The following is a 13,044-nucleotide window of genomic DNA, read 5'->3' as shown; positions in this document are numbered from 1 at the left end:
GGGACGATGGCGACGAAAGTGGCGGCTGCTGCGACCACCGAGGACGAGGACACCCGCGAGCGGGAGGAGTCGACCCAGGACGGCCCGTTGATGGACAACATCAACACGGCGGTCAAGAACCTCATCAAGAAGGGCAAGGAGCGCGGCTTCCTGACCTATGACGAGGTCAACGCGGCGCTGCCCCAGGAAGAGATGTCCTCCGAGCAGATCGAGGACATCATGAGCGCCCTCAACGAGATGGGCGTGAACGTCGTCGAGAACGAGGACGACGGCGACCAGAACACCGAGAAGGAAGAGAGCGACGGCTCGGTCGCCGGCAACGTGTCGGACGAGGACGTCGGCCGCACCGACGACCCGGTGCGCATGTACCTGCGCGAGATGGGCTCGGTCGAGCTGCTGTCGCGCGAGGGCGAGATCGCCATCGCCAAGCGCATCGAAGCCGGCCGCGAGATGATGATCGGCGGCATCTGCGAGAGCCCGCTGACCATGCGCGCGCTGGTGAACTGGCGCGACCAGCTCAAGGAAGGCGGCGTGCTGCTGCGCGACGTCATCGACCTCGAGGCGACCTACGGCGCCGAGATGGACACCGGCGACAACAGCTCGGAGTCCGGTTCCGAGGACGGTGCCGAGACCGAGGGCGAGGACGAGGAGGAGGGCGACGGCGAGGAGAACAACCTGTCGCTGTCGGCCATGGAGCAGCAGCTGCTGCCCCAGGTGCTGGAGACCTTCGACAAGATCGCCGACACCTACGGCAAGCTGTCGCGCATGCAGAAGCGCCGCATCGACAAGCTGAAGGGCGGCGAGGAGCTGGCGCGCACCACCGAGCGCAAGTACGAGAAGCTCAAGGGCGAGCTGATCGAGGCGATGGAGAGCGTGCGGCTGAACAACGGCCGCATCGAAGCCCTGGTCGAGCAGCTCTATACGCTGAACCGCCGCCTCAGCCAGGTCGACATCCGGCTGTGGAAGCTGGCGGACAGCGCCGGCGTGCCGCGCAAGAGCTTCATGGAGCAGCATTTCGGCAACGAGCTGGAGCCGGACTGGCTCGACCGCGTCGCCGGCATCGACCACCGCTGGAAGCGGTTCGCCGAGAGGGCGGCCGACGAGGTCGCCGACGCGCGCGAGCATCTGGCGCTGATCTCGGCTGACGCCGGCCTGACCATCGGCGAGTTCCGCCGCATCGTGCAGACCGTGCAGAAGGGCGAGCGCGAGGCCAGCCGGGCCAAGAAGGAGATGGTCGAGGCCAACCTGCGCCTGGTGATCTCGATCGCCAAGAAGTACACCAACCGCGGCCTGCAGTTCCTGGACCTGATCCAGGAAGGCAACATCGGCCTAATGAAGGCGGTGGACAAGTTCGAGTACCGCCGCGGCTACAAGTTCTCGACCTACGCCACCTGGTGGATCCGGCAGGCGATCACCCGCTCGATCGCCGACCAGGCGCGGACCATCCGCATTCCGGTGCACATGATCGAGACCATCAACAAGCTGGTCCGCACCTCGCGCCAGATGCTGCACGAGATCGGCCGCGAGCCGACCCCGGAGGAGCTGGCCGAGAAGCTGGTGATGCCGCTGGAGAAGGTCCGCAAGGTCCTGAAGATCGCCAAGGAGCCGATCAGCCTGGAGACCCCGATCGGCGACGAGGAGGACAGCCACCTCGGCGACTTCATCGAGGACAAGAACGCGGTGCAGCCGCTCGACGCGGCGATCCACGCCAACCTGCGCGAGACCACCACGCGGGTGCTGGCCAGCCTGACCCCGCGCGAGGAGCGGGTGCTGCGCATGCGCTTCGGCATCGGCATGAACACCGACCACACCCTTGAGGAGGTCGGCCAGCAGTTCAGCGTCACCCGCGAGCGCATCCGGCAGATCGAGGCGAAGGCGCTGCGCAAGCTCAAGCACCCGAGCCGGTCTCGCAAGCTGCGCAGCTTCCTGGACTACTGAGCCTCGCGCCGGTCGCCCATTGTGGGGCCCGGATCGCCGCCGCGCGGCGTCCGGGATGAGGGCCGGTTGGCGGGCTTCACATGCCTCCTTGTCCCGCCTCATCCCGGACCGGATCGCCGCAGGCGGGACGGATCCGGGACCCGCACCGCGACGGGCGCCCGAGCCGTCCTCCTCCCTCTTGCGTTGACAGCCGCCCGGCTTGGCCGATAACTCGTTGCGACGCCGTCCGCCGGCGCCGGGCCCGTAGTTCAGCGGTCAGAACGCGCCGCTCATAACGGTGTTGTCGCAGGTTCGAATCCTGCCGGGCCCACCATTGCTTCCCGACGTCGGGCGTCCGTCCCGTCCCGCGAACCTTCGGGGCCGACGACAGTCCCCGCTCGATGGGGTCAGGCCTTGAGGCCATGCCCCCGGTCTTCCTTGCGGGCGTCCTTGTAGTAGCCGAGCCCGATGATCAGCGACTGCGCCAGGCTAATCGAGCCGGCGATCGGCCGGAACCGGTGGATGTCGGCATCGTCGACGCAGAAGTACACCGTGCCGTGTTGCGCCAGCGGGCTGGTCGGCACGTCGGTGATCGTCAGGGTCGGGATGTTGCGGATGTGCACGTCGCGCACGGTCTCGACCACGGCCGGTGTGTACTCGGCGAAGGCGACCGCGATCAGCAGGTCGGTCGGCCGCAGGGTCGCGGCCTGCTGCGGGACCATGCCGCCGACGAAATCCAGCAACTGGGTGCGGTGCTCGAGCCGCGCCAGCCCGTAGGCGATGTACGCGGCGATCGGGAAGGCCCGGCGCTGGCCGATCACGTAGATCGTGTCGGCCGCCGCGATCATCTCGATCGCGCGGGCCAGGGCCGCGGGGTCGACCGTGTCCTTCAGTCGCTCGAGGCAGAGGATCGAGGCATCGGTGAACTCCTGCAGGATCGCCATCGGATCCCGCTCGGCCGCCGCCTCCAGGCGGGTGCGGTGCTGGTGGATTTGCTCGCGGTAGGCCGGAGCCCCCTCGATCAGGCGCAGCTTGAAGATCTTCTGCATGTCCGAGAAGCCGGAGTAGCCGAACTCCTTGGCGAACCGGATCAGGGTCGAGGGCTGGACCTCGGCGGTCTGCGCCAGGCTGGTCACGGTCTCCAACGCGAAGCTGTTCGGATCCTCCAGGGCCAGGCGGGCGAGCCGCTGCAGGTGTGGGCTCAGCCCGTCGTAACGGGCCTGCACATTGTGCCGGAGGCTGTCGAAGGACGCGGGTGCCTCGATGTCAGAGGCCATGGGCCACCTCGTGTTTGCGGCTGCGCCAGGCGGCCGGGGTTCGGCCTAGGTAGCCTGATTCGAACGAACTTTCCATTTTGTGCGATGCAACAGAATTTTTTATGTTGACATAAGAAGTGAATTTTCTTTCAAAATTTGTCTATAGAAAATTTATTCGAACCAGATCAAACCCAGGGGGGCCGGGATGACCATGCAGGGGAAGCCGACGATCGGCCTGATCGGCCTCGGCATGATGGGGCAGGGCATCGGGAGCAACCTGCTCCGGCACGGCTTTCCGCTGGTGGTGATGCCGAACCGCAGCCGGGTCGGCTCGGACCGTCTCGAAGGCGAGGGCGCGACGGTCGTCGACAGCCCGCAGTCGCTGGCCGGGTCCGCGGACATCGTCATCCTGTGCGTGCCGGGCTCTCCCCAGGTCGAGGCGCTGGTGCTCGGGGCGGGCGGCCTCCTCGAAGGCTGCCGGCCCGGCTTCGTCCTGATCGACTGCTCGACCAGCGAGCCCGGCTCGACCGAGCGGGTCGCCGCGGCCGTCGCCGCCGCCGGCGGGCGGTTCGCCGACGCGCCGCTGGCCCGCACGCCGGTCGAGGCCGAGGCCGGCCGGCTGAACACCATGGTCGGCGCCGACGATGCGACGTTCGCAGCGGTCGAGCCGGTCCTCGCGGCGTTCTGCGAGAACATCTTCCACGTCGGACCGGTCGGCGCCGGGCACAAGCTGAAGCTGGTCAACAACTTCCTGGCGATGGGCCAGGCCGCCCTGATCGCCGAGGCGTTCGTCGCCTGCGATGCGGTCGGCGTGCCGCTGGAGAAGCTCTACGAGGTCGTCGCCGCCGGCGGCGCCAACAGCGGCATCTTCCGCATGATCGCCGGCACCGCGAAGGACGGCGACCTGGACGGCATGCGCTTCGGTATCGCCAACGCCGCCAAGGACCTCGGCTACTACACCCGCATGACCGCCGACGTGCCGCTGACCGGCAACCTCGGGAACGCGGTCCGGCATGCCCTGGTCGAGGCCCGCAACCTCGGGTTCGCGGACGCTCTGGTCGGTCACCTCATCGCCGCGCAAGCCCGGGTGAACGGGCGTCTGTCACCCGCCGGGACCGGTTCCTGACCAGGCCGAAGAGAGGAAGTCGCGATGACCAAGCCGCCCGAGTCCGACCGCTACGAGCCGAGGGCCTTCGGCCGCGGCGTGTTCCACGTCCAGCACGCGCGCGATGCGGACTGGAAGCCTGGCTTTCGCGGCTTCTTCGACTACCGCGACCTGGGGATGGTCGAGAAGACCGGCGGCAAGCTGCGGGCTCACGTCCACCGCCCGAACGGCCCGTGCCAGGGCCAGGGCGACCTGCACTACCACCTGGTCGACTTCCAGATGGTCTACGTCCTCAAGGGCTGGGCCCGCGTCCACTTCGACGGCGTCGGCGAGGTCCTGATGGAGGAGGGTTCCTGCATGTACCAGGAGCCGGAGATCCGGCACCGCGTCATCGAATACTCCGACGACTACACGGCCCTGGAGCTTCTGGTGCCGGCCGAGTCGGAGACGGTTTCGGTCGAGCCCTAGCCGGGCGGCCGACGGCGACGACGCCCTCCGGGGCGCAACCTCCGGGGGGCCCGAGAATGCCTCCCGGCCAACGACACGGCGGCAACAGTGTCCGCCGCAGGGGAGGATGCCATGTCGAGAAACAGAGTCTCACGCCGCAGTTTCCTGCAGACCTCGCTGCTCGCCGGCTCGGCCGGCGGCGCCGCCCTGTTCGGCCCGTGGCAGCACAACCGGGTCTACGCCGCCGCATCCGACAAGCCGATCCGGATCGGCCTGACCCATGACGCCAGCGGCCAGTTCGCCAACTCCGGCCAGGCCGAGAAGCGCGGTACGGAGATGGCGGTCGCCGAGTTCAACGAGGCCGGTGGCCTGCTCGGGCGCAAGATCGAGACGGTGTGGATGGACACCGAGACCAACCCGCAGACCGGCACCCGCGTCGCCGAGCGGATGATCACCCGCGAGAACGTGCACTTCCTGGTCGGCGCCATCCAGTCGGGTACCGCCAACGCCATCAGCCAGGTCGCGCAGAAGTACGGCTGCATCTACTTCAACACCAATTCCAGCTCGCCGACCGAATCCGGCAAGAACTGCCACCGGGTCAAGTTCGTGTGGGACGGCAACGGCGAGAACTTCTCGAAGGCGGCGGCGCGCAACGCGATCAACAGCTTCGGCAAGAACTGGTTCCTGATCTACAACGACTACGTCTGGGGCCAGAACACCAACGCGGCCACCAAGGCCGTGGCCACCGAATACGGTGCCACCGTCATGGAGGAGGTGCCGATCCCGGTCGGGACCCGCGACTGGTCGAGCGTTCTGCTGCGGATCCAGCAGGCGAACCCGGACGTGGTGGCCGCCGCGGTCGGCGGCGACGACTTCAAGGTGATGCGCCAGCAGGTGCGGGACATGAAGCTCGACCGCAAGCCGGCCTGGATCAACAACCAGCAGGACTGGCCGGACGTCTACGGCCTCGGAACCGACGCCGCGTTCGGCGTGTTCGGGACCACCTGGTACCACTACCTCGATCTGCCGGGAGTGGCCGACTTCGTGAAGCGCTACAAGGAGCGCTATCCGACCACTCGGATCGACGTGCCGGGCAACGTCACCTACAACGGCTACGTCGCCATGCGCGAGTTGCTGCGCGTGGTCCAGGAGGTCGGGTCGACCGACAACATCAAGGTCATCAAGGCGCTCGAGGGGCGCGTGATGAAAGCGGCCGACCGCATGCAGCACCACGACGCGGTGATCGACGCCGACTCCCACCAGGTGCAGCAGACCATCTACCTGGCCCAGGGCAATCCGAAGCCGCGCGACGACTCCGACTATTTCGAGATCCTGAGCAGCTCCGATCCGGAATCGATCCGCTCGGCGGCCGGGAAGGAGTGCAAGCTCGAATCCTACGCCGACACCCCGAACTACGACCAGGGGTGAGGGCAGGCCCGCCGCTTCGGAGGACGGAGCGGCGGGTGGGTCCCGGCTCGCCGCAGCCTCGCTGCTTCGGCCGGGATGAGGCGTTGGGGAAACTCACTCCATCCCTCATCCCGGCCGGCGCACAGCGCCGAGCCGGGACCCACGGCGCGACGGGCCTCGCATCCACCCTCGACCGGAGACCACCGGCGTCATGCTCCTGGACCTGATACCGCATATCATCAACGGTCTGGCGCTCGGGCTGCTGTTCGCCCTGCTGGCGCTCGGCTTCATGCTGATCATCGGCGTCATGGAGGTGATCAACCTGGCGCACGGCTCGCTGTTCGCCCTCGGCGCCTATGTGGCGCTGGCGATGATGGCGCCGGACGGCGGCCTGCCGTTCGCCTTCATGGAGCCGTACTACGCCCTGCCGGCGGTGCCGCGATACCTGATCGCGCTGGTGGTCGGCCCGCTGGTCGTCGGGCTGGTCGGGATGGGGCTGGAACTGTGCCTGCGCCGCACCTACGGCAGCGACCCGCTGTACGGTCTGCTGCTGACCTTCGGCGCCGCCCTGGTGCTGGAGGAAACGATCCGCGAGATCTGGGGCAGCAGCGAGTACGCCCTGCCGATCCCGCGGGGCATCTCCGGCGGGTTCATCGCCGGCGACCTGATCTGGTCGACCTACCGGATCTACGCGGCGGTGTTCGCCGCCGGGCTGATCGGGGTGCTCTGGCTGTTCCTGAACAAGACGCCGTACGGCGCGGTCATCAAGGCAGGCGCCCACGACAGCGAGATGGTGCGGGCGCTCGGCTACAACCTGACCCGCCTGCGCCTGCTGGTGTTCGGCTTCGGTGCGGCGCTCGCCGGCATCGCCGGGATCGTCATGGCGCCGATCTGGGGAATTCGCCCGGTCGTCGGAGTCGATGCGGTCATCCCGGCCTTCGTCATCATCGTGCTGGGCGGAGTCGGCAGCTTCTGGGGGGCGGTCTCCGCCGGTATCATGGTCGGGCTGGTGGTCGCGCTGACCGCCGCCTTCCTCACCGACTGGTCGCTGCTGTCGATGTACCTGCTGCTGCTGGCGGTCGTGACGTTCCGCTCCCGCGGACTCGCCGGCAAGTCCAGCGTGCTGGAGGCCTGAGCGGATGGACTACGACATCAAGCAGACGACCGCCTGGGTGACCGGGCCGATCCTGCTGTCGCTGGTTCTGTTCGGCACAATGCCGTTCTGGATCGAGGCGGTCGGCCTCTACCAGTATCTCGGGGTCGAGGTGCTGATCTGGGTGATTTTCGCGCTCGGCTTCAACCTGCTGCTCGGCTACACCGGGCTGCCGTCGTTCGGGCACGGCGCGTTCCTCGGGATCGGCGCCTATGCGTTCGGCCTGGCGCAGTTCGAGGTGTGGCCGAACCTGTGGTTCTGCCTCGCGGCCTCGGTGGTCGTGACCGCGCTGTTCGGGGCCGTCACCGCCCTGTTCCTCTCGCACCGCCGCGGCATCTATTTCGCGCTGATGTCGATCGCCTTCGGGCAGATCTTCTATTTCATCGCCAGCAAGTGGACCGACGTCACCCACGGTGAGGACGGGCTGCTGAACATCCAGCGGCTGCCGGTGGAACTCGGATTCGCCCAGCTGTCGATCCGGGACAACGCCGAGCTCTACTACCTCTGCTTCGCGATCTACGCGGTTCTGGTGATCGTGCTCTGGCGGTTGACCAACTCGCCCTTCGGCCGGCTGCTGCGGGCGATCAAGCAGAACGAGACCCGCGTCGCCTTCGTCGGCTATCCGGTCACCCTCTACAAGTGGGCGGTGTTCACCCTGTCCTGCGCGATCGCCGGTCTGGCCGGCGGGCTGTTCGCCATGGCCCAGGAGGGCGCGTACATCAACGTCATGAGCCTGCAGTGGTCCGGCATCGTCGTCCTGATGGTGCTGATCGGCGGCGGGTTCGTGAGCTTCTGGGGGCCGGTGCTGGGGGTGGCGCTGTACTTCGTCGCCCGCGACGTTCTGGGCGCCTACACCGACACCTGGCTGCTCTGGTTCGGGCTGATGTTCGTGGTGCTGGTGATGTTCAAGCCGCAGGGCCTGGCCGGGATCTGGCAGGACCTGTCCAGGCGCCGCGCCGCCGAACGCCCGGGCCGGACCGCGTCCGCCGGCATGGAGGGCTGAGCCATGGCACTGTTCGAGGCTCGGGGCCTGCACAAGCGGTTCGGCGACCAGGTCGTGCTCGAGGAGATAAACCTCGCCTTCGAGGCCGGCAGCCTCTCGGGGATCATGGGCCCGAACGGCGCCGGCAAGACGACCTGCTTCAACGTGCTGACCGGGCGCTACAGGCCCGACCGCGGCAGTGTCCGATTCGACGGCGACGACATCACCGGCTGGGCGCCGCACCGGATCGTGCGGCGCGGCATCTCCCGGTCGTTCCAGATCATGAACCTGTTCGACGAGTACTCGGCCCTCGACAACGTGGTGGTCGCGCTGCCGTCGGTGCGGAGCCGCAGCTTCGACGTGCTGCACGCGATCGACGCCGATTCCGAGGCGCAGGACCGGGCCGAGACGATCCTCGACCGGGTCGGCCTGCGCGGGCGCGAGCGGGTGAACGTCCGCAGCCTGTCCTACGGCGAGCGTCGGGCGCTGGAGATCGGCGTGGCACTAGCCACCGACCCCCGCCTGCTGTTCGTCGACGAGCCGACCGCCGGGCTCGGCACCGGTGCCACCGCCCGGCTCGCCGAACTGATCCAGGAGCTCAAGCGCCACACGACGATCGTGATGATCGAGCACGACATGCGGTTCCTGTTCGGTCTCGCCGACCGCATCTCGGTGATCCACTGGGGGCAGGTGATCGCCGAGGGCACGCCCGACGAGCTGCGCGAGAACCCGTGGGTGCGGCGCTCCAATCTCGGGGGGCTGGCGTGATGCTGCAGGTCCGCGACATCGAGACCTTCTACGGCGAGACGCAGGTGCTGTTCGGCACGACGCTCGAGGTCGGGGCGGGGGAGGTGGTGGCCCTGCTCGGCGCCAACGGCGTCGGCAAGACCACCACCATCCGCTCGATCCTCGGCCTGACGCCGGCCACGGCCGGCAGCGTGCGGTTCGACGGGGCCGACGTGACCCGGCGCCCGACCCACGAGATCGCCCGGCTCGGCATCGGCTGGGTGCCGGACGACCGGCGCATCTTTCCGACCCTGACCGTGGCCCAGAACCTCGCCATCGCGCGCCGCTCGACCCGGTTCCGCTCGTGGCGGCTGGAGGAGATGTTCGAGATCTTCTCGGCGCTCGAGCACCTGATGCGGCGCGACAGCGAGAACCTGTCGGGCGGCGAAATGCAGATGGTGGCGATCTCCAGGGCTCTCCTGGGCTCGCCCGGGCTGGTCCTGTTCGACGAGCCGTCGCAGGGACTGGCGCCGAAGATCGTCCAGGACGTCATGAAGACGATCCGACGCCTGCGGGACGAGGGAATTGCGTGCCTGGTGGTCGAGCAGAACGCGGTCAGCGCGCTCGAGGTCGCCGACCGGGTGTACGTGATGAGCCACGGCCGGATGGTGCACGAGGGGCCGGCCGCCGACCTGCTGGCGGACGACGGGCTCCGCCGGCGCCTGTTGGGGATCTGAACATGGGACAGCCGATCCTGCGGGTCGACGGCCTGCGCAAGTCATACCGCCGCGGCCTGCTGCGCCCGGTGGAGACCTTCCGGCTGGAGGCCGATTTCACGGTGGAGGAGCCGGCGGTGGTCGGCGTCATGGGGCCGAACGGCTCCGGCAAGACCACGCTGTTCGAGCTGATCACCGGCTCGAACACCCCGAGTGCCGGCCAGGTGCTCTGTCAGGGCCGGAACGTCCACGAGGTCCGCTACGACGAGCGGGACCGGCTGGCGATCCACTATCACCAGTCCTACCAGGTCCGGCATTTCCGGCGGACCAGGCCGGCGTTTCTCATGCAGCGGGCCGGCAGCGACTACCCGATCGTGCACCTGTTCGACGAGCCGCAGTTCAATACCCAGGACGGCTATATCGGCTTCATGCTCGACTTCTTCCGCAAGCTGCGCGGCGAAGGCCGGCTGGTGTTCCTGTGCCTGCACCCCAACGAGCGCTTCCACCTGGAGATCCTGCAGGAGATCTGCGAGCGCTTCGTGTTCGTGCGCAACGGCCGGCTGACCCATGCCGACAGTTTCGACGAACTGGTCGGGCACGAGCCGGTCCGCGAGTATCTGGGGGCTCTGTTGCGCTGACGGACCGGATGGGACCGATCCGGTTCGCAACGCCCTCCCGGCTCAGGAGAGGTCGGCGTACCGGAAGTCGAAGGCGTCGCCGTGCCGCACGAAGTGGCCGATCGACGGCACCGGGAAGTGCGCCGTGCAGATCAGCGTGTCGGTGTCGCAGTAGCGCTCCATGACGGCGCGCCGGGTCGCCACCGCCTGCTCCCGGTCGACGTCCGGCAGGGCGACCAGGTGCGGATACCGGCACTGCAGCGGGGTGTGCATCATGTCGCCGGTCATCACCGCGTCGCGGCCGTTCGACGACAGGTGAACCGCGAAGTGGTCGACGGTGTGGCCGGGGGTCGGCTCCAGGTGGATTCCGAACTCGAACTCGTGGTCGCTCTTCACCTGCACCACCCGGCCGGCCTCGACCACGGGCAGCACGCTGTCGGTCATGTAGGGGATCGGCGTGTCGGCGTGCCGCGCCTCCCAGTGCGCCAGCTCCTTCTCGGAGAACACGTAGCGGGCGTTCGGGAAGGTCGGGACCCAGCGGCCGTTTTCCAGCCGCGTGTTCCAGCCGACATGGTCGGGGTGCAGGTGGGTGCACATCACGAAGTCGACGTCCCCGACGCCGACCCCGGCCTTGGCGAGGGCGTCCATGTAGGCGGTGTCGTCCTTCAGGTGCCAGTTCGGGCGGGTCGGCCGGTGCTTGTGGTTGCCGACGCAGCTGTCGATCAGGATCGTGTGGCGCCCGGTGCGCACCAGGTAGGACTGCATCGGGAAGATCAGCTTGCCGGTCGCCGGGTCGAGCGCGTGGGGTTCCAGCCAGTGCCGGTTCTCCTCCAGCAGTTCCCTGGTCAGGGTCGGCAGGAACTCCAGCGGATCCATGAACGGCAGGTTCTGCTCGAGGATGCGGTCGACCCGGAAATCCCCGACGGCGAAGCTGAGCGACATGGCGGGTTCCCTCTGCTGGATTCGGCTGGCCCCGAAAGTCTCGGATGCCGGCCGGCGAAGTGCAACCGATGAGCGCCTCGGAAGCTGCGTGATGGGCTCAGAGTGGCCCGTAGCGTCGCGTCCGCTCGGTGAAAGCCGCGTAGCCGAGGCGGGCCTCGAACCGGCCGACCGGCTCGAACAGGTCGTCGAGATCGGCCGCCGGATCGGCCCGGAACCGGGCGAGCGCCGCGGTCATGGCGCGGGCCGCGGCGAACAGCGAGAAGCCGTAGTACAGGACCAGGCTGGCGGCGGTCCGGCGGCCGGCGAAGCGCGGGTGGTTCGGGCCGTCGATCGCCACGTAGTGCGCCGGCACCTCCGCCTTGAAGGCGGCGACCATGTCCGGGGTGGCGCCGGTCGGGAACACCGTGTCGATGCCGGCCTCGGCGAAGGCGCGGACCCGGCGCAGCGCCTCGGCCGGGTCGCCGGTCGCCCACACGGCGTCGGTGCGGGCGACGATCCGGAACGCCGGGTCGCGCCGGGCGTCGCGGGCGGCGCACAGCCGAGCGAGCATGGCGTCGAGCGGGATCAGCCTCTGCGGCAGGTCGGTGTGCTTGCCGCCGGCGTGGTCCTCGATGTGGATCGCCGCCACCCCGGCGTCCTCGAACGCCCGCACCGTCCGCCAGATGTTGCCGGGCTCGTGGAACCCGCCCTCGGCGTCGGCGATCACCGGCACCGGCACGGCGTCGGCGACCCGTCGGGCCCGGTCCACGAGGTCTTCGAGCCCGAGCGCACCGACGTCCGGCAGCCCGAGGTCGGCGGCCGCCGTCGCGTAGCTGCCGACATAGCCGACCTCGAACCCGGCCTCGACCGCCAGCATCGCGCTGAGGGCGTCGTGGCAGCCGGGAACGACGATGGTCCGGCCGGTGGCGAGGAGGGCTTCGAGGGCCTGGCGGCGGGCCGCGGGCGACGGTGTGGCGTGCATGTCCGGGATCCGTATGGGTCGGTGCGGAAGCAGCCGGAAGCTCAGCACGTCCGTCGGACGAACGCGACCGTGTTCGCCGTGGCCGGCGGTCGCTCGGGGCCGGCCGATTGGATCCGGCTGCAAAAAACTGCAACGGATCTGCGGTAAATGATGCATCCGCCGCGTCGATCTGCGAGGTTGATGCAGGTCAAGGGCGTTTCGGGTGCGCCCGGCGATACTACCGAAGACTGTGGACGACGCTCGACGGCGTCGACCGGAACAAGGAGTTCACGATGACAGCCGTTCGCGCGACCCTGCTCGCCGCCGCCGTGTCCTTCGCCATGATCCTGCCGGCCGCGGCCCAGCAGGCGGCTTCCGGCTCGACCGAAAGCCAGCCGGCCGCGACCCCGCCGGCTGCGGAACAGCCGGCGGCTCCGGCCGCGGAGGCGCCGAAGACAGAGACCGCTCCGGCGGTGACCGCGACCGCGGATGCCGCGCCCGCCGCCGGGATCAAGGCGCCGGACCTGCAGGCGATGGTGCAGCGCCTTCGCCGCGATCTGGAGAGCCTCACGGAATCCGCCCGTCAGGGTGCCCAGGACTTCCTCACCCGTCAGCAGCCCTACGTCATCACCACCGACCAGTTGGCGGCGATCGCCGGCGGCGCGGTCGTCGGCGCCATCGCGGTCGATCTGCTGGGCGGCGGCGGCTTGGCGACGCTGGCCGGAGCGGCCGCCGGCGGCGTCGCCGGGCACTGGCTGTACGAGAATCCGGAGCAGCTGAAGATGCCGGAGATTCCGTCGTTGCCGGCCATGCGCGGCCAGCAGGGCGGCTGACGA

General features: G+C 68.7%; 13 protein-coding genes and 1 tRNA gene. 11 read left to right on the top strand and 3 right to left on the bottom strand.

Annotated features, from left to right (window positions below):
* Positions 1-6 precede the first annotated feature (6 nt).
* Both rpoD and IE246_RS26765 read left to right on the top strand, forming a co-directional pair.
* Entirely contained in the window at positions 7-1,938 is a 1,932-nt protein-coding gene (rpoD, locus tag IE246_RS26770; RefSeq protein WP_189995567.1) for an RNA polymerase sigma factor RpoD, read from the top strand.
* Between the two features lie 237 nt (positions 1,939-2,175).
* Positions 2,176-2,251: transfer RNA gene (locus tag IE246_RS26765), tRNA-Ile, on the top strand.
* Positions 2,252-2,324: 73 nt separating this feature from the next.
* On the opposite strand, the gene IE246_RS26760 is transcribed toward IE246_RS26765, so the two are convergent.
* Positions 2,325-3,194, bottom strand: coding sequence for a MurR/RpiR family transcriptional regulator (locus IE246_RS26760; protein WP_189995565.1), 870 nt, complete (start codon positions 3,192-3,194; stop codon positions 2,325-2,327).
* 184 nt (positions 3,195-3,378) lie between these two features.
* Here IE246_RS26760 and IE246_RS26755 point away from each other — a divergent pair, with 184 nt between their 5' ends.
* The 8 genes from IE246_RS26755 (at position 3,379) to IE246_RS26720 (ending at position 10,347) form a co-directional block, all read left to right on the top strand.
* Positions 3,379-4,299 (top strand): NAD(P)-dependent oxidoreductase, encoded by a 921-nt coding sequence (locus IE246_RS26755; protein WP_189995563.1) that lies wholly within the window; start codon positions 3,379-3,381, stop codon positions 4,297-4,299.
* Positions 4,300-4,323: 24 nt separating this feature from the next.
* Positions 4,324-4,746: a cupin domain-containing protein gene (locus IE246_RS26750; RefSeq protein ID WP_189995561.1), complete on the top strand. Its 423-nt coding sequence runs from the start codon at positions 4,324-4,326 to the stop codon at positions 4,744-4,746.
* A gap of 111 nt (positions 4,747-4,857) precedes the next feature.
* Positions 4,858-6,153, top strand: coding sequence for an ABC transporter substrate-binding protein (locus IE246_RS26745; protein ID WP_189995559.1), 1,296 nt, complete (start codon positions 4,858-4,860; stop codon positions 6,151-6,153).
* Between the two features lie 190 nt (positions 6,154-6,343).
* Positions 6,344-7,267 carry a branched-chain amino acid ABC transporter permease gene (locus IE246_RS26740; protein WP_189995557.1) on the top strand — a complete coding sequence of 308 codons (924 nt, stop codon included), beginning with the start codon at positions 6,344-6,346 and terminating at the stop codon, positions 7,265-7,267.
* A 4-nt stretch (positions 7,268-7,271) separates the two neighbouring features.
* Positions 7,272-8,288, top strand: a complete 1,017-nt coding sequence (locus IE246_RS26735; RefSeq protein WP_189995554.1) for a branched-chain amino acid ABC transporter permease — start codon at positions 7,272-7,274, stop codon at positions 8,286-8,288.
* 3 nt (positions 8,289-8,291) lie between these two features.
* A complete protein-coding gene (locus IE246_RS26730) occupies positions 8,292-9,035 on the top strand; it encodes an ABC transporter ATP-binding protein (protein WP_189995552.1) in 744 nt (247 codons plus the stop codon).
* On the top strand, positions 9,035-9,730 hold the full coding sequence (locus IE246_RS26725) for an ABC transporter ATP-binding protein (protein WP_189995641.1): 696 nt from the start codon (positions 9,035-9,037) through the stop codon (positions 9,728-9,730). The genes IE246_RS26730 and IE246_RS26725 overlap by 1 nt, the downstream gene beginning before the upstream one ends.
* A gap of 2 nt (positions 9,731-9,732) precedes the next feature.
* Complete coding sequence (locus IE246_RS26720) at positions 9,733-10,347, top strand: ATP-binding cassette domain-containing protein (protein ID WP_189995550.1); 615 nt, start codon at positions 9,733-9,735, stop codon at positions 10,345-10,347.
* Between the two features lie 42 nt (positions 10,348-10,389).
* Here the strand turns inward: IE246_RS26720 and IE246_RS26715 are convergent, their stop codons facing one another.
* Positions 10,390-11,268: an MBL fold metallo-hydrolase gene (locus IE246_RS26715; RefSeq protein ID WP_189995548.1), complete on the bottom strand. Its 879-nt coding sequence runs from the start codon at positions 11,266-11,268 to the stop codon at positions 10,390-10,392.
* 97 nt (positions 11,269-11,365) lie between these two features.
* Positions 11,366-12,229: an isocitrate lyase/PEP mutase family protein gene (locus tag IE246_RS26710; protein WP_189995546.1), complete on the bottom strand. Its 864-nt coding sequence runs from the start codon at positions 12,227-12,229 to the stop codon at positions 11,366-11,368.
* Between the two features lie 272 nt (positions 12,230-12,501).
* Between IE246_RS26710 and IE246_RS26705 the strand changes: the two genes are divergently transcribed.
* The gene (locus IE246_RS26705) at positions 12,502-13,041 is read left to right on the top strand and encodes a hypothetical protein (RefSeq protein ID WP_189995544.1); all 540 of its coding nucleotides are present in this window, start codon (positions 12,502-12,504) and stop codon (positions 13,039-13,041) included.
* Positions 13,042-13,044: the final 3 nt, after the last annotated feature.

The sequence above is a fragment of the Thalassobaculum fulvum genome (assembly GCF_014652915.1).
Lineage (GTDB): Bacteria > Pseudomonadota > Alphaproteobacteria > Thalassobaculales > Thalassobaculaceae > Thalassobaculum_A > Thalassobaculum_A fulvum.
The sequence above is the reverse complement of the archived record's forward strand: the minus strand, read 5'-3'. Positions and strand labels throughout refer to the sequence as shown.